Genomic DNA, 15,673 nt, shown 5'->3' on the forward strand with positions numbered 1-15,673 from the left:
GCGGCTCCAGCCGTGTACGGCGCGGGCGGAACCGCTCTAGGGTCCGGCCCCGACCGCAGACCGCAGGGTGCCCGCATGACCGACCCCCGCCTCGCCCGGATCGAGGAGCTGCTCACGCTGAAGGCCGATGGGCAATATGGCCTCGCCGACATCAACCAGCGGCAGCACGCGCTGCAATCCGCCTGGCTGGCGGAGCGGCAGGGCTGCCCGCCCCCGCTGATTGCCGCCGCGCTGATGCACGACATCGGCCACCTGGTCCACGAGCTCGGCGACGACCCCGCCTCCGCCGGCGTCGATGACGAGCATGAGGCGGTGGGCCACGCCTTCCTGGCGCAATGGTTCGGCCCGGAAGTGACGGAGCCCGTCCGCCTCCACGTCGCCGCCAAGCGCTATCTCTGCGCGACCGAGGGCGACTATTTCGCCAAGCTCGCGCCGGATTCCGTCCGCAGCCTGGAGCTGCAGGGCGGGCCGATGTCGGCGGAGGAGGTCGCCGCCTTCCGCGCCCTGCCGGAGGCCGAGGCGGCGGTGCAGCTCCGCCGCTTCGACGAGCAGGCCAAGGTGAAGGGGTTGGAGACGCCGCCCGTCAGCCACTTCATGCCCCATGTGGCCGCCTGCATCCGTCAGGCCCGGTAGGTCTCCGCCCGGATCGCCGAGAGCCAGGGCCGCTCCATCCCCTCGGGCGAGACCAGCTCGGTCCGGACCTCATCCTCCAGCAGCCGGTGCAGCAGCGCGCCGGTGCAGCGCTCGCCCGGCAGCCCGTCCTGCGGCGGGTCGACGAGGAAGGAGGCCGGCGGCGCCCAGGCATAGCGCACCGCTCCGCGCTGGAAGCCGTGATGCAGGTGCAGGTGCCCCGAGGCCACCAGCCGCAGCCCGGGATGCCCCAGCAATGGCGCCAGCGCCGCGCGCGCATGGGGCGGCACCGACCAGTAGTCGAAGGTCGGGTCGCCCGGCTCGGTGATGAAGACCGGCTTGTGCAGGAAGAGCGCCAGCCGCCGCTCCGTCGCCGCGGCCTCGGCGATGAAGCCGGCCTGCGCCGCCTCATCCGCGAGGCCCGTGCCCATGATCTCCGTGTCGAGGCCGACGATCCGCCAGCCGGGGAGGTCCCGCATCCACCGGTCCGGCCCGACGATGCGGCGGAACCGGGCGAGCCGTGTCGCATCCACCGGCTGCGCCGGCATGGTGCGGGCATGGCTGCCGACATCGTGGTTGCCGGGAATGGCGAGCAGCGGTGCCGGGAAGCCCCGCAGCGTCTCGACGGCGAGCGCCAAGTCCTCCTCCCGGTCCGCCCCGTCCAGCGCCAGGTCGCCGCTGGCGATGACGAGGTCGAGCCGCGCCGCCTCCGCCCATTCCCGCAGCCGCGCCAGGTTGCCGCGGAACAGCCCGTTCCGCGGCGAGAGATGCATGTCGGAGACCTGCAGGATGGTGAACATCAGCTCGCCCGCCGCGGCAGCAGCCGGCGCACCTCGGCGGCCATCCCGGGCAGCACCTGCTCCGGCGTCGCCCGCTGCTCGACGATGCGCGCGGTGTTGTCGACGATCACCTGCGTCACCCGCACGCTGTTCGCGCCGGGGAAGGCGTACCAGGGGATCATGATCGGCACCTGCTTCACCGCCGTCGTGTAGAGCGGGTTGTCGCGGTAGAAGGCGCCGAGCCAGTGCGGGTCGTCGATAGCGACCTGGTTCATCGGGATGTAGCCGGTATTCCTCGCCATCAGCGCCGTCCCTTCGGGGCTCGTCGAGAAGCGGAGGAACTTCCACGCCGCCTCGCGCTTCGCCGGGTCCTTCGCCGTCAGCATCCCCGCCGCGCCGCCGGTCGGCAGCCGGCCCTTCGCCGGGTCGATGATCGGCATCGGCCCCGTGCGCAACTCGAAATTCCGGCCCACCTGCTGGATCGTCCCGCGCAGCACGGCCGTCGTCCAGTAGAACATGCCGAGCTTGCCGGCGGCGAAGGCCTGCTGCGCCGCCTCGGTGCTGAGATTGGCCATGCCGCCCTCCTTCACCATCCGGTCGACGAGCCTCAGGCTCTCCAGCCCCTCGCGCCCGGCGAAGCCGATGTCGCGCTCGTCCTCGGTCAGCATCCGCCCGCCATGGCCGAAGAGCAGAGCGGAGAACATCCAGTCGTCGCCCATCCAGCGATAGAACATCCCCTCCGTCCCGTCGCCAAGCGCCTTGATGCGGCGGGCGAGCGCGATATGCCCGGCCCAGTCCGTCGGCATGCTGTCCGGGTCCCCGCCCGCGCGCCGCACCAGGTCGGCGTCGTAGAAGCAGACCGGGTTGGACGCGGCGAAGGCGAGGCCCGACTGGAAGCCGCCGAAATGGCCGAGCGCCAGCAGGTTCGGCGTGTAGCCCATCGCCGCCGGGTCCCCCTCCGCCTGCAGCAGCGGCATCAGGTCCTGGGCGATGCCGCGCTCGGCGAAGAGGCGCAGCCGGTTGAAGCCCTGGTAGCTGAGGTCCGGTATCCGCCCCGCCGCCTGCTGGCGGAGGATGAGCTGCATGCCCTCCTCGTAATTCGGCGTGGTCACGAACTCCACCTGGATGTTCGGCTCGCGCTTCGCGAAGGCCGCCGCGATCGCGTCGTAGCTCTCTTTGTAGATGAAGGGCTGCGCATAGTGCACGGTGATCGAGACCGGCGCCTGGGCGCGGCCGATGCGCGGCGCGGCGAGCGCGGTGGCGCCGAGCGCAAGCGCCGCACGGCGGGTGAGGTTGGGCATGGTTGTCTCCTTCTGTCAGCCTTTGAGACCGGTGGTGGCGATGCCTTCCACGAAGCGGCGTTGCGCCAGCAAGAAGGCGAGGACGAGCGGCAGCGTCATCAGCACCGCCGCCGCCATCATCGCGCCGAAATCGTCGCCCGCTTCCTCGGAGCGGAAATAGAGCACGCCGAGCGCCGGCGTCGCATGCGCATGCCCCTGCACGACGATCAGCGGCCAGAACAGGTCGTTCCAATGGCTGACGACGGAGAAGATGGCGAAGGCCGTCGCCGCCGGCCAGGCATTGGGCAGCACCACGCGCCAGACGATCGACCACTCGCCCATGCCGTCCAGCCGCGCCGCATGCAGCAAATCATCGGGCAGGCTGCTGAAGAACTGCCGGAACAGGAAGATGGCGAAGACCGAGATGGTGAAGGGCGCGATCAGCGCCGTGTAGCTGTCGAGCAGCCCGAGCCCGCTCGCCGCCACGTAGAGCGGCAGCGCCGGCACATGCGGCGGCACCAGCAGCCCGAACATCACCGCGCCGAAGGCGATGCCCCGCCCGGGGAAGCGCAGCTTCGCCAGCGCATAGCCCGCCGGCACGGCGAAAAGGAGCTGGAAGACCAGGATGCCGCCGCAGACGACGATGCCGTTCCAGAGGTAGTGCAGCACCGGGACGCGCGCCAGCACCTTGCCGTAATTTTCGGCCGCCGCGAACTGCTCCGGCCAGAGCGAGAGCGAGGCACGGAAGATCTCGCTCGCCGGCTTCAGGCTCGCCGCCACCATCCAGAGATAGGGCATCAGCACCAGCGCGCCGAGCAGCGCCAGCACCGCGATCCGCGCCCTCACGCGTAATGCACCCGGCGGTCGAGCACCCGCGTCTGCACCCACATCAGCGCCAGCACCACGGCGAGGAAGACGAGGGTGATGGCCGCCGAATAGCCGAGCCGCAGATAGGTGAAGCCCTGCTGGTACATGGTGAAGAGCAGCACCTCGGAGGCCTTGTTCGGCCCGCCCTGCGTCAGCACCGCCACCGTGTCGAAGACCCGCAGCGAGCGGATCATGCTGATCGTCAGCACGAAGAGCGTCGTCGGCCCGAGCAGCGGCCAGGTGACGAGGCGGAAGCGGTCGAAGCCGCCCCGCGCCCCGTCCACCTCCGCGGCCGCATAGAGCTCGCGCGGGATGGCGGTGAGCCCCGCCATGAACAGCACCATGTTGAAGCCGATGCTCTCCCAGACGCCGATGGCGGCGAGGCTCAGCAGCACGGTATCGGACGAGGAGAGCCAGAAGGGCGCCCCCAGCCCCATCGCCCTGAGCGCCGCATTCACCGGCCCGATGGTGGGATGCAGCAGGTACTGCCAGGCCGCCGCCATGGCGACGGTGAGCGAGACGACAGGCAGGAAGAAGACCGCGCGGAAGAAGGCCAGGCCCTTCGCCTCCGCCTCCACCAGCAGGGCGAGCCCGAGCCCGCCGAGGATCGAGACGGGCGTCACCAGCCCGACATAGACCAGCGTGTTCCGCACCGAGACGCCGAAGCCGCGGTCCGCCAGCATCTCGCGGAAATTGTCGAGCCCGGTCCAGCCGGGTGCCGGCGCCCCCAGCTCGTAATCGGTGAAGGCGAGCAGCACCGTCGCCAGCGTCGGCAGCAGCAGCAACAACAGGTAGGCGATGCCCGCCGGCAGCGTCATCAGCGCGCCGGCCACCGCCTCCCCGGCCAGGCGCCTCACGCCGCCACCCGCGTGGCATCCGCCCGGGCCGCCACGCGCCTGCCATCGGCGCCGAACAGCAGCGCCCTCGACGGCGCGAAGCCCAGCCGCAATGCCGCCCCCGGCTGCACTCCCCCCCGCGCCTCCGGCTCCAGCCGCGCGATCAGCGAGGCCCCGTCCGGCGCCTGCCGCGCATGCAGCAGCAGCCCGTCGCCGAGGAATTCCAGATGCTCCGCCACAACCGGCAACCCTTCGGCCGCGGGCCGCAACGCCTCCGGCCGAAGCGCCAGCGTCAATGCCCCGCGCGCCTCCGCACGCAGGCCGACCGGCAGCCCCGCGACGCTGACCCGCCCCTCCGCATCCGCCTCCGCCGCCAGCATGTTGATCCGCGGCGAGCCGATGAAGCCCGCCACCCGCAGATCCGCAGGGTCGGCATAGATCGCCTCGGGCGAGGCGACCTGCAGCATCTCGCCCCCCATCATGACGGCGACCTTGTCCGCCATGGTCAGCGCCTCGGCCTGGTCATGCGTGACGTAGAGGGTGGCGACGCCCGCCGCCCGGTGGATGTCGACGATCTCCCGCCGCGTCTGCACCCGCAGCGCCGCATCCAGGTTGGACAGCGGCTCGTCCATCAGGAAGGCGGCGGGCCGGCGGATGATGGCGCGGGCCAGCGCCACCCGCTGCCGCTGCCCGCCCGAGAGCTGTCCCGGCCGTCGGTCCAGCAGCGGCCCCAGCCCGAGCGGCGCCGCGGCCCGCGCCACCTCCTCGCCGATCGCCGCCCGCTTCGCCCGCGCCCCCGGCAACACCCGTCCGAGCAGCGGCATCCGCTCCAGCGCCGAGAGGCGCCGCATCGCCAGCGACACGGCGATGTTCTCGTGCACCGTCAGGTGCGGGTAGAGCGCATAGGACTGGAACACCATGGCGACGTCGCGCTCGGCCGGCCGCAGCCGCGACACCGCGCGTCCGCCGATCACGATCTCGCCAGCATCCGCCGTCTCGATCCCGGCGATGATGCGCATCAAGGTGGTCTTGCCGCAGCCCGACGGCCCGACCAGCGCCACGAATTCCCCCGGCTCCACCGCCAGCGACACGCCCCGCAGCACCGGGGTGGCGCCGAACTGCTTGACCACGCCGGTGATGGTGATGCCCGTCACGCCAGCTCCTTCGCCTCGCATGCAGGGCCGGCTCTAGTCATTGCCGATGACAGTGGCGTTCAGTTCCCGTGAAAAATATGTGTCGCCCGGCTTGACCGGTCAGGCAGAACGGATGACTCTCCGCGTCATCGGACCACGGATGCCGTATGGACCGTCGAGCCCAGCCCCGCTCCAGCCTCTACCGCGCCCATCGTCTGGTCGCCCGCGGTGCCGCGCCGGAGGGTTGGACGGTTTCCATTCACCCGCCCGGCGGCCAGCCGCGGGCGGTGCTGCGCAACACCGTGCCCCATGGCCTCGCCATCCTCATCGAGGAGGCGAAGCACCAGGTCGATCGCCGCCTGGACGGCGCCGACTGGCAGCGGGAGCCCTAGAGCGAGCCCCGACCAGGTGGAATCACCCGATCGGAGGTATTTGCCCGCATGAACAAGAGGCCAGAGCGGCTTGGGTGAGCCAGTGCGACCGGAAGCCGCGCTCGGGCAAGCCCCGACCGGATGGGATCATCCGATCGCGTTGCGTGAGGCAGGGCGACTGCAACGCACCCTAGCTCCCGATCTCGCCGCCCCCCTTGCGGGTGATGGCAATGACCGAAGGCCGCGGCGGCACGCCCTCCCTGAAGTCCGGCCAGCGCGTGCTCGGCCGCTCGAAGCTGCTGCCCGGATCCTCGCCCGGATGCTGGATGGCGAGGAAGATCGTCTCCCCATCCGGCGTGAAGCGCGGCCCGCAGACCTCCGCCCCGGTCGGCGCCTGGTAGAAGAGCCGCGGCAGCGCCCGCCCGTAGCCGGTCGTATCCGCGGCATAGAGCCCGTCCGCGACACCGGCCGCCGCCGGCGCGCCGTCGGTCGCGATCCAGAGCCGCCCATGCTTGTCGAAGGCGCAATTGTCGGGGCATGACAGCCAGCCCTGGTCGCTTGTCGCCCGGTGGTAGCGCGCGCCCGCATCGACGCCCGGCTTGCCGGCGAGGAGGAAGAGCTCCCACCGGCCCGTCGCCGCCGCATGATCGACGCGCCCCGTCCCGGCGCCAGGTGGGATGATCTCGACCACATGCCCGTGGTCGTTGTTCGGCCGCGGATTGGCCGCGTTCAGCCGCTGCGCCGTGCGGGCGATGTTGTTGGTCAGCATGGCATAGACGTGGCCCGTCGCCGGGTTCGGCTCCACATCCTCCGGCCGGTCCATCGGCGTCGCGCCGAGGAGGTCCGCCGCGCGCCGCGTTTCGATCAGCACCTCGGCCTGGGAGGCGAAGCCGTTCGCCGCCGTCAGCGGCCCCTCGCCATGGACGAGCGGCAGCCAGGCCAGCGTGCCGTCATCCTGGAAGCGGGCGGCGTAGAGCGTGCCCTCGTCCAGCAGGTCGCGGTTGGCCGCCGCATCGCCCGCCACGAAGGGCCGCGCCGTGACAAATTTGTAGATGTACTCGTTGCGCTCGTCATCGCCCATGTAGATGACGACGCGGCCGTCGGCGCTGATGGCGTGGTTGCAGGCCTCGTGCTTGAAATGGCCGAGCGCCGTGCGCTTCACCGGCACCGAGTTCGGATCGTAGGGGTCGAACTCCACTACCCAGCCGAAGCGGTTTGGCTCGTTCGGCTCGCGGTCAAGGTCGAAGCGCGCCTGGTAGCGCGACCAGGCGTAGATCGACTCCGGCACGATACCGTAGCGCCTGTAGTGGTCGCGCTGCGCGCCGCTGGCCGCCGCCGCCCCGCCGAAATAGACGTTGAAATTTTCCTCGGCCGTGAGGACCGTCCCCCAGGGCGTGTTGCCGCCCGCGCAGTTGTTGAGCGTCCCGAGCACCCGCAGGCCCGTCGGGTCGGCGGCCGTCCTCAGCCGCTCATGCCCCGCCGCCGGCCCGCTGATGCGCATCGGCGTCTCCGCGGTGATGCGCCGGTTGAGCCGCCCCTCCCGCACCGGCGCCCAGCGCCCGTCCCGCCGGCGGATCTCGACGACGGAGAGGCCATGCGCCGCCTGCTCCACCGCCGCCTGCTCGGCGCTCGCCTTCTGCGCCGCGCTGCGGCCAGCGCCGAGCCCGGCGAACATCAGGTTGGTGTTGGTGTATTCGTGGTTCACCACCAGCAGCCCGTGGTCGCTCGCGGCGGAGCCGCGCGGCAGCGGGAAGAAGTCGACATAGTCGTTGTTGTAGCCGAATTGCTGCGCCTGGGCGGCCGCCGTCAGCGCCGCCGGGTCGAAGGGCGGGGCATCGGCCAGCACCGGGTCGCCCCAGCGGATCACGGTCTGGATCTCATAGCCCTCGGCCACCGCGTCGCGCTGGCTCAGCCGGTGGGAGAGCTCGCTGAAGCCGAGGCTCGACGGCCCCTCCGCCTCGGCCATGGCCGGGCCGGCGGCCAGCGCCACGGCGGCCGCGGCCCCGGCCAGCACTCCGCGGCGGGAGAGGCGGCGCGCGGCGATCTCGGCCAGGGTCTCGCGCGGCTCCGGGTTGCTGCCGATATCCTCGATCTCGATGAAGTCAGGCTCGTCGAGCGGCGGCATGGCGTCTGGGTCCCTTTCAGTGATGGCGCATCAGCGCATGCTACCCCAGGAAGGCGGAATGACGCTTCGATGAAGCTTCCACGTCCATCGGCGGCTCTTGCCGAGGCGCCGCCCATGGTTACAATCCGCCCCTCCATCGTGAGAGCGAGTCGCATGGCCGCACCCCGCATCGTGCTGGTGGAGGATGACGGTTTCCAGCGCCAGCTGGTGACCGACTACCTGGCCCAGCACGGCCTGCGCCCGGTGCCCGCCTCCTCCGGCGCCGAGCTGAAGCGCATGGCCGAGCAGTCCATGCCCGACCTTGCAATCCTCGACGTCCAGCTCGGCGAGGCGGAGGACGGCTTCGCCCTCGCCCGTTGGCTGCGCGGCCGCTCGGCGCGCATCGGCATCCTGATGCTGACCTCGGCGGGCGACATGGTGGACCGCGTGGTCGGCCTCGAATCCGGGGCCGACGACTACGTCACCAAGCCCTTCGAGCCGCGCGAGCTGCTGGCCCGCGTCCGCGCCCTGCTGCGCCGCGCCGCCGGCGCCGCCGCCCCGCCCCCGTCCAGGCTCTCCGAGGTCCGCGTCGGCACCTGCATGCTGGACCTGGAGCGCCGGCTGCTGGTCCGCCCCGACGGCAGCGAGGATGCGCTGACCGCCAGCGAGTTCGACCTGCTGAAGCTCTTCGTCAGCCACCCCAATCGGCCGCTGACCCGCGACTGGCTGCTCGAGACCAGCTCCCACCGCGAGGCGGATGCCTTCGACCGGGCCATCGACAACCGCATCCTCCGCCTCCGCCGCAAGCTGGAGGCGGACCCGGCCAAGCCGGAGGCGATCCGCAGCGTCCGCGGCGTCGGCTACATGTTCGTTCCACCGAGGGACTGAGGGTCAGCCCGCGGCCAGCAGCGGCCGCAGCACGTCGGTGACGCCGCCAAGCGTGATCTGCGTGCCGACGCAGAGCATCAGAAAGGCCGCCAGCCGCGAGACCACCCGCGCCCGCGCCTCGCCGAGCAGCCCGGTCAGCCGGTCGGCCGAGGAATAGGCGAGCCATACCGTCACCGCGACGGCGATGGCCGCCGCCGAAACCCCCGCGAAGAAGGGCAGGATCGCCCCGATGCCGCCCGGCGGCCGGTTGGCGCCGAGCGCGACCGCGACCGAGATGGTGCCGGGCCCGGTGGTGAAGGGCATGGTCAGCGGGAAGAAGGCATCGTCGGCCGCGCCGGTGGCAGCGCCCGCCTGCTCCTGCTTGCGCGCCTCGATCCTCTCCGGCGCCATCAGCAGGTGCCAGGCCCTGACGGCCACCACCAGCCCGCCGGCGATGCGCAGCGCCGCCAGCGAGACGCCGAAGAACTCCAGCACATAGGCGCCGAGCCAAAGCGCCCCCAGCATCATCGCCGCCGCGTAGAGGCCGATGCGCCGCGCCAGCACCGCCCGCTCCGCATGGCTGCGGTCGCCCGTCACCTGGCTGAAGACCAGCGCCGCGCCGATCGGGTTCACGATGGAGAAAAGCGCCGAGAAGGCGAGGACGAGGTTCTGCACCCCGCTGCTGAACTCGGGCATGTCAGGCGTCGGAGGGGGGAAGGGCAGGGGGCATCGCCCCCGCTCATAGCATGCCGGAGGTCGGGCGCTACAACCCGGCCCGCGCCGCCCGCAGCGTCTGCGCCAGCAGCGCCTCCATCCCGGCCGCCGCCTGCTGCGCAGCGGCCAGAGCGCCCTCGCGCGCCAGGCTCTCGACGCGCGCCGCCTGCTCCGCCAGCAGCCGCGCCCCGACCATGTGCGAGGCGCCCTTCAGCCGATGTGCCGTGCCCGCCAGCTGCTCCGGCTCCGCCGCCGCGGCCAGCGCCGCCATCTCCTGCGAGGCATTGGCGGCGAAGCTGTCGAGGATGCCCGCCAGCCGCGCCGCATCCGCCCCGAACAGCCCGCGCAGCGCCTCCGGATCGAACAGCGCGCCGCTGACCGTATCCGCCGCCGCCCCCGCCGCGCCCTCGGGCGCCAGCTCCGGCAGCCAGCGGCCGAGGGTGCGGGCCAGCGCGTCGAGCGAGACGGGCTTCGAGAGGAAGCCGTCCATCCCCGCGGCGAAGCAGCGCGCATCCTCGCCCTTCAGCGCATCCGCCGTCACCGCGATGAGGCCGGTGCGCGGCAGCCCCTCCGCCTCCTCCTCCTCGCGGATCAGGCGGGCGAGGCCGAAGCCGTCGAGCTCCGGCATGTGCAGGTCGAGCAGCAGGATGCCGTGCCGCCGCGCCTGCCAGAGCCGCAGCGCCGCCGCCCCGTCCTCGGCGACATCCGCGGTGAGGCCCAGCATCTCGAGCTGCCGCAGCAGCACCTCCCGGTTGACCGGATGGTCGTCCGCCAGCAGCAGCCGCGGCAGCCCCTCCAGCACCTGCGGCGCAACGGCGGGGCCGGCCAGGGCCGCCCCCGCCGCTTCCCCCGTCGCGGCCGGGGCGAGCAGCAGCGTCGCGGTGAAGCGGCTGCCGCGGCCGGGCGTGCTCTCCACCGTCACGTCGCCGCCCATCAGCTGCGCCAGCCGCCGGACGATGGACAGGCCGAGCCCCGTCCCGCCGAAGCGCCGCGTGGTCGAGCTGTCGGCCTGGGCGAAGGGCAGGAACAGCCGCAGCTGGGTCGCGGCATCCATGCCGATGCCGCTGTCCTCGACGGTCAGCACCACGCGAACCTGCCCGTCCGCCTCGGCCCTGGTATCCGCCATCACCCGGACGAAGCCGCGCTCGGTGAATTTCAGCGCGTTGCCGAGCAGGTTGAACAGGATCTGCCGCACCCGCGTCGGGTCGCCCGTCACCCAGTCGGGGCCCGGCCCGGGCGGGTCGGCGAAGAGGGCGAGGCCCTTGGCGCGGGCCTGCGGCGCCAGCGTCTCCACCATGCCCTCGACCAGGCCGCGCAGGCTGAAGGGCAGCGCCTCCACCTCCAGCCGCCCGGCGTCGATCTTCGAGAAGTCGAGGATGTCGTCGATGATGCGCAGCAGCGACTGCGCGCTCTCGCGCATCACCGCCAGCGCCCGGCCCTGCTCGGCGGAGAGGTTGGAGCGCTCCAGGATCTCCATCATGCCGAGCACGCCGTTCATCGGCGTGCGGATCTCGTGGCTCATGGCGGCGAGGAAGGTCGCCTTGGCCCGCGCCGCCGTCTCGGCCGCGTCGCGCGCCGCCTCGGCTTCGCCCTTGGCGGCCAGCGCCGCCTGCTCGTTGAGCTTCACGGCCGTCATGTCCCGGCAGGTGGCGAGGATCTGGCCGTTCGGAAGGGTGCGGAACTGGTTTTCCACCCATTTGCCGTTCGGCATGAGGCGCAGCGGCATCGGCCCGTTCGAGGCCGTCACGGTCGCCCAGCGCTCCTCCACCACCTCGTCTTCCGGCCGGTCGAAGCCGTACTCGCCGCGGCGGTAGCGCCAGCGCTGCACCGCCTGGTGGGAGGAGCCGCGCTGCAGCAGCTCTTCCGGCAGGCCGAACAGGGCAGGGGCCTTGCCGTTGGTCTCGATGATGGCGCCATCCGGGTCGAGCAGGATCACCGCATCCTGCAGCCCGTCCAGCACGCGGCGAAGCAGGGCGCGCTCCGCCTCCAGCGCCTCTTCCTGGTCCTTGAGGCGGGTGATGTCGCGGAAGCAGGCGAGCAGCCCGCCATCCGGCAGGGGCTGCATGTTGAACTCGATCCAGTAGCCGCCCGCGGTCTTACGGATGTAGCGGTTGCCGCCCGGCTGCAGCATGACATGGGCGCGCTCCTCGACCAACGCGTCGAGCGCCTCGGGCTCCTCCGGCGGAGGGCCGAAATCGCCGCGCTGCGCCTGGAAGCGAAGGATGTCGCGCCCGCTCGCGCCGGGATAGGCCACCTCCGGCGGCAGGCGGAGGAATTCCAGCAGCTGCCGGTTGGCGATGCGCCAGCGGTAGTCCTTGTCGAACAGCATCACGCCATCGGCCAGGTTGTCGATGACGGTGCGCAGCGTCGCCCGCTCCGCCTCCAACGCCAGGGCGCTCTCGCGGATCTCGGTGACGTCGCGCGCGACGATGCAGAGCTTGCCGTCCGGCTGCGGGTGGTAGTGCAGCTCAATCCAGCGGCCATTGGCGAAGCGCTGCGCGATCCGCTTGTGGCCGGGCGAGGTGAGGGCCAGCCAATGCATGGCGACCTCGGCATCCTCCGGCCGGTCCTGGCCGAAATCGCCGCGGCGGACCATGTGGCGCAACGCATCCTGGAAGCGCGCGCCTGGCCGGCCGAATTCCGGCGGCAGGCCGAGCACCCCCTCCTCATGCCCATTGGTCTCGAGCAGTGTGCCGTCGGCGTCGAACAGCATCACCGCATCGGAGAGGTTGGCGAGCAGCCGGCGTGCCTGCGCGCGCTCCGCCTCCAGCGTCGCCTGCGCCTCCTTCAGCGCGGTCACGTCGCGGATGATGATGAGCAGGTGGCCGTCCCGCCGCGGCCAGAAATTGTACTCCGCCCAGACCCCGTTCGGCATGAGGGCAGTGAAGCTGAGGTCGCCGGCGGCGAGGATCTCGGCGCGGCGCCGGGCGACGAAGGCGTCCTCCGGCTCCTCGAAGCCGTAGTCGCCGCGCCGGTACATGAAGCGCAGCACCTCCTGATGGGTGCATCCCGGCTGCACCAGCTCCGGCGGCAGGTCGAGCAGCCGGCCGGAGCGGTCGGTATTCTCAAGAATCACCCCATCGGGGTCGAGCAGTACGACGCAATCGGTGACGTAATGCAGCAGGAGCTCGGTGCGGCTGCGGGCCTCGGCGAGGCTCTCCTCCGCCTCGTGCTGCCAGGTCAGGTCGCGGAACAGGCCGAGCCGGCTGCCATCGGCCAGCACCTCGACCTCGACCTCGATACGCCGGCCATCCGGTGTGACCCAGCGGGCGGTGCCGCCGGCTGGGGCTTCGAAGGGCGCCAGCGCCGGCCCTGCCGAGGCGCCGATCAGCGCGGCCAGCGCCTGGCCGCGGAAGGGCCGCATGGTCAGCCCCAGCACCGTGGCGAAGGCGGGGTTGGCGAGGCGCAATGTCAGGTCCGGCTCGAACACGCCGATGCCGGCCTTCATCTGGCGCAGCAGGGCGGGCAGCAGCACCGAGGCCTCGGCGGGGTCCATCAGCTCCTGCGTCGGGACATGGTCGGGCATACCGCCCATTGGACGCCTCATGCGTCTCATTGCAGTCCCATCATCGCGGAAAAATTGTCGCGTCTGTCGCGCTGGCGGCGGTGCGGCCGGCGACCCGCTGCAGCAGGCGGCCCGACCGGGCCTCGGTGGCGCCGCCCGCCCCCGTATACGCCGTCTGCCCGTTGACCCAGACCTCGGCGATGCCGGCCGCCGGTTGCCGCGGCTCGGCGAAGGTCGCGCGGTCGGCGATGGTCGCCGGGTCGAACAGCACCAGGTCGGCGAAGGCCCCCGGCGCCAGCACCCCGCGCCCCTCCAGGCCGAAGACCGCCGCAGGCCGCCCCGTCATCTTGTGGACGGCCGCCTCCAGGCCGAACAGGCCGAGCTCTCGCCCGTAATGCCCGATCACCCGGGGAAAGGTCCCCCAGAGACGCGGATGCGGGTGCTTCGCCAGCGGCCCGCCATCGCTGCCGATCATCGCCATCGGGTGGGCCATGATCCGCTGCACGTCCTCCTCCGCCATGTTGTGGAAGATGCCGCTGGCCGGCAGCAGCCGCGCCACCGCCGCCTCCAGCGAGACGCCCCATTCCGCCGCGACCTCGTCCAGCATCCGCCCCGCCATCTCCGGATAGGGGAGGGAGGTGGCGATCCTGACCGGCACATCCGCCCGCGGCCTGCGCGCGGCGAGCGATGTGGAGGCGGCGGCGTAGGGATAGACGTCGAAGGCCACCGCCTGCCGCCGCGCCCCGGCCTCGATGGCGGCCAGCGTCTCCCGCGAGCGGCCGTGGTTCTCCGGCATGGCGCATTTGTGGTGGCTGATGACCACCGGCACCCCGGCGGTCACGCCGATCGAGAGCGCCTCCTCGATGCTCTCCAGCACCCCATCCGCCTCGTTCCGCATATGGGTGACGTAGAGCCCGCCCCGCGCCCTCAGCGCCTCCGCCACGGCGACCACCTCCTCCGTCGGGGCGTGCCGGCTCGGCGCATAGAAGAGCCCGGTCGAGAGCCCGGCCGCCCCCTCGGCCAGCGCCGCGTCCAGCTTGCGGCGCATCGCCTCCGCCTCGCGGTCGGTGGCGGGCCGGTCGAGGTCCCGCCCCATCGCCCCGAGGCGCAGCGACATATGCCCGATCAGCGCGAGCGTATTGACCGAGGCCGGCTCCCGCCGCAGCCGCTCGGCATAGGCGCCGAAGCTGTCGAAGACCCACCACTCGGGCGCGCAGACCTGGTCGAGCGGCGCCGGCGGCCGTTCCGCCATCGGCACCGGCGAGAGGCTGATGCCGCAATTGCCGACCACCACCGTGGTCACCCCCTGCGAGGTCTTGCAAACCATGCAGTGCGGCCCGCAGAGCACCGCCTGGTCGTCATGGGTATGGGCATCGATGAAGCCCGGCGCCACCGCGAGGCCGCCTGCCATCACCTCCCGGTCCGCGCTCGCCCCGGACAGGTCGCCCAGGGCCGCGATCCGGTCCCCGCTGACGCCGACATCCCCCCGCCGCGCCGGCGCGCCGGTGCCGTCGACCAGCGTCGCGTCGCGGATGATGAGGTCGCAGCGCAGGCCCATGGTCGTCTCCCTCCCCCCTTGGGACAGCAAACTTGGCGCGCCGGCCCGGGGCTGCCAAGCTGCCGCCATGCCGGCTGCCTCGCCCGGGGCGTGCGGAGAACCTGAGATGAGCATGCAGCCACGCGACCGTGCCGCCTATTCCGCCATCGTCGACCGCCCGCCGCTCGGCCTGCCCGGCGATGCGCGCATCGCGGTCTGGACCATCGTCAACCTCGAGGTTTGGGATATCGGCAAGCCCATGGCCCGCCAGGTGCTGCCGGCGCCGACCGGCCAGGTGCTGCTGCCCGACGTGCCGAACTGGTCCTGGCACGAATACGGCATGCGCGTCGGCGTCTGGCGCTTCTTCAAGCTCTACGAGCGCCTCGGCATCGCGCCCACCCTGTCCATCAATGCCCGCGTCTGCGAGGATTACGAGCGCGTCGCCCGCCAGGCGCTGGAGGCCGGCTGGGAGTTCATGGGCCATTCCTGGGAGCAGGGGCCAATCCACAAGGAGGCCGACCAGCGCGCCATGATCCATCGCTCGATGGATGCACTGGAGCGCTTCACCGGCACGCGCCCGGTCGGCTGGCTCGGCCCGGGCCTGACCCAGACGCTCGAGACGCCGGAGCTGCTGGCCGAGGCCGGCGTCCAATATATCGGCGACTGGGTCTATGACGACGAGCCGACCACCATCCACACCGACCGGGGCCCTCTCGTCACGCTGCCCTACACGGTGGAGCTGAACGACATCCCGATGATGCTCGTCCAGCACCACGAGAGCGACTACCTGCTGAAGCGCGCCATCGACCAGTTCGACCGGCTCTACGAGGAAGGGGCGGAGCGGGCGAAGATCATGTCCATCGCCATCCACCCCTACATCTCCGGCCAGCCGCACAGGATCAGGTATCTCGAGCGTTTCTACGAGCATGTGGCGAAGCATAGCGGCGTGCTGCACTGGAACGGCGTGCAGCTGCTGGACTGGTACCGGTCGCAGTCTCAGTAGTCGACCCTGAATAACTCGCAACCCACTGATCTGCCTGGGAGCTTCGC

13 protein-coding genes are annotated in these 15,673 nt (G+C 71.7%); 4 read left to right on the top strand and 9 right to left on the bottom strand.

Translation table 11 applies throughout. The annotated features are described in order from the left end of the window. The first annotated feature begins 75 nt into the window (after window positions 1-75). Window positions 76-633 carry a phosphonate degradation HD-domain oxygenase gene (locus AC5JJ1_RS27805; protein WP_495788366.1) on the top strand — a complete coding sequence of 186 codons (558 nt, stop codon included), beginning with the start codon at window positions 76-78 and terminating at the stop codon, window positions 631-633. On the opposite strand, the gene AC5JJ1_RS27810 is transcribed toward AC5JJ1_RS27805, so the two are convergent. Genes AC5JJ1_RS27810 through AC5JJ1_RS27830 form a run of 5 tightly spaced genes read right to left on the bottom strand, consistent with a single transcriptional unit; the run spans window position 621 to window position 5,546 of the window. After that, entirely contained in the window at window positions 621-1,430 is an 810-nt protein-coding gene (locus AC5JJ1_RS27810; protein WP_495788367.1) for a metallophosphoesterase family protein, read from the bottom strand. The two genes, AC5JJ1_RS27805 and AC5JJ1_RS27810, sit on opposite strands and share 13 nt — an antisense overlap. After that, on the bottom strand, window positions 1,430-2,710 hold the full coding sequence (locus AC5JJ1_RS27815) for an ABC transporter substrate-binding protein (RefSeq protein ID WP_495788368.1): 1,281 nt from the start codon (window positions 2,708-2,710) through the stop codon (window positions 1,430-1,432). Before AC5JJ1_RS27815 ends, AC5JJ1_RS27810 begins: the two co-directional genes overlap by 1 nt. A gap of 15 nt (window positions 2,711-2,725) precedes the next feature. Beyond that, window positions 2,726-3,535 (bottom strand): carbohydrate ABC transporter permease, encoded by an 810-nt coding sequence (locus AC5JJ1_RS27820; protein ID WP_495788369.1) that lies wholly within the window; start codon window positions 3,533-3,535, stop codon window positions 2,726-2,728. Continuing rightward, window positions 3,532-4,413, bottom strand: coding sequence for a carbohydrate ABC transporter permease (locus AC5JJ1_RS27825; RefSeq protein WP_495788370.1), 882 nt, complete (start codon window positions 4,411-4,413; stop codon window positions 3,532-3,534). Before AC5JJ1_RS27825 ends, AC5JJ1_RS27820 begins: the two co-directional genes overlap by 4 nt. After that, on the bottom strand, window positions 4,410-5,546 hold the full coding sequence (locus AC5JJ1_RS27830; RefSeq protein WP_495788371.1) for an ABC transporter ATP-binding protein: 1,137 nt from the start codon (window positions 5,544-5,546) through the stop codon (window positions 4,410-4,412). The genes AC5JJ1_RS27825 and AC5JJ1_RS27830 overlap by 4 nt, the downstream gene beginning before the upstream one ends. A 146-nt stretch (window positions 5,547-5,692) precedes the next feature. Between AC5JJ1_RS27830 and AC5JJ1_RS27835 the strand changes: the two genes are divergently transcribed. Then, window positions 5,693-5,917, top strand: a complete 225-nt coding sequence (locus AC5JJ1_RS27835) for a hypothetical protein (RefSeq protein WP_495788372.1) — start codon at window positions 5,693-5,695, stop codon at window positions 5,915-5,917. Between the two features lie 169 nt (window positions 5,918-6,086). Here the strand turns inward: AC5JJ1_RS27835 and AC5JJ1_RS27840 are convergent, their stop codons facing one another. Next, entirely contained in the window at window positions 6,087-8,021 is a 1,935-nt protein-coding gene (locus tag AC5JJ1_RS27840) for a PhoX family protein (protein ID WP_495788373.1), read from the bottom strand. Between the two features lie 153 nt (window positions 8,022-8,174). On the opposite strand from AC5JJ1_RS27840, the gene AC5JJ1_RS27845 reads away from it, so the two are divergent. Next, window positions 8,175-8,888 (top strand): response regulator, encoded by a 714-nt coding sequence (locus tag AC5JJ1_RS27845; RefSeq protein WP_495788374.1) that lies wholly within the window; start codon window positions 8,175-8,177, stop codon window positions 8,886-8,888. Between the two features lie 3 nt (window positions 8,889-8,891). Here AC5JJ1_RS27845 and AC5JJ1_RS27850 read toward each other — a convergent pair whose 3' ends face one another. From AC5JJ1_RS27850 to AC5JJ1_RS27860, 3 genes are all read right to left on the bottom strand, one after another. Next, window positions 8,892-9,563 carry a MarC family protein gene (locus AC5JJ1_RS27850; RefSeq protein ID WP_495788375.1) on the bottom strand — a complete coding sequence of 224 codons (672 nt, stop codon included), beginning with the start codon at window positions 9,561-9,563 and terminating at the stop codon, window positions 8,892-8,894. A gap of 67 nt (window positions 9,564-9,630) precedes the next feature. Further along, entirely contained in the window at window positions 9,631-13,107 is a 3,477-nt protein-coding gene (locus tag AC5JJ1_RS27855) for a PAS-domain containing protein (RefSeq protein ID WP_495788376.1), read from the bottom strand. Window positions 13,108-13,147: 40 nt separating this feature from the next. Next, window positions 13,148-14,644, bottom strand: a complete 1,497-nt coding sequence (locus AC5JJ1_RS27860) for an N-acyl-D-amino-acid deacylase family protein (RefSeq protein WP_495788377.1) — start codon at window positions 14,642-14,644, stop codon at window positions 13,148-13,150. Between the two features lie 106 nt (window positions 14,645-14,750). Between AC5JJ1_RS27860 and AC5JJ1_RS27865 the strand changes: the two genes are divergently transcribed. Further along, window positions 14,751-15,626: a polysaccharide deacetylase family protein gene (locus AC5JJ1_RS27865; RefSeq protein WP_495788378.1), complete on the top strand. Its 876-nt coding sequence runs from the start codon at window positions 14,751-14,753 to the stop codon at window positions 15,624-15,626. The last annotated feature ends 47 nt before the right edge of the window (window positions 15,627-15,673 follow it).

Source organism: Belnapia sp. (assembly GCF_059504005.1).

What these genes read in the sequence shown, in the direction of transcription:
- AC5JJ1_RS27805 (WP_495788366.1), top strand. Translation starts at nt 76, where the DNA reads ATGACCGACCCCCGCCTCGCCCGGATCGAGGAGCTGCTCACGCTGAAG.
- AC5JJ1_RS27810 (WP_495788367.1), bottom strand. Translation starts at nt 1,430, where the DNA reads ATGTTCACCATCCTGCAGGTCTCCGACATGCATCTCTCGCCGCGGAAC.
- AC5JJ1_RS27815 (WP_495788368.1), bottom strand. Translation starts at nt 2,710, where the DNA reads ATGCCCAACCTCACCCGCCGTGCGGCGCTTGCGCTCGGCGCCACCGCG.
- AC5JJ1_RS27835 (WP_495788372.1), top strand. Translation starts at nt 5,693, where the DNA reads ATGGACCGTCGAGCCCAGCCCCGCTCCAGCCTCTACCGCGCCCATCGT.
- AC5JJ1_RS27840 (WP_495788373.1), bottom strand. Translation starts at nt 8,021, where the DNA reads ATGCCGCCGCTCGACGAGCCTGACTTCATCGAGATCGAGGATATCGGC.
- AC5JJ1_RS27845 (WP_495788374.1), top strand. Translation starts at nt 8,175, where the DNA reads ATGGCCGCACCCCGCATCGTGCTGGTGGAGGATGACGGTTTCCAGCGC.
- AC5JJ1_RS27850 (WP_495788375.1), bottom strand. Translation starts at nt 9,563, where the DNA reads ATGCCCGAGTTCAGCAGCGGGGTGCAGAACCTCGTCCTCGCCTTCTCG.
- AC5JJ1_RS27855 (WP_495788376.1), bottom strand. Translation starts at nt 13,107, where the DNA reads ATGCCCGACCATGTCCCGACGCAGGAGCTGATGGACCCCGCCGAGGCC.
- AC5JJ1_RS27860 (WP_495788377.1), bottom strand. Translation starts at nt 14,644, where the DNA reads ATGGGCCTGCGCTGCGACCTCATCATCCGCGACGCGACGCTGGTCGAC.
- AC5JJ1_RS27865 (WP_495788378.1), top strand. Translation starts at nt 14,751, where the DNA reads ATGAGCATGCAGCCACGCGACCGTGCCGCCTATTCCGCCATCGTCGAC.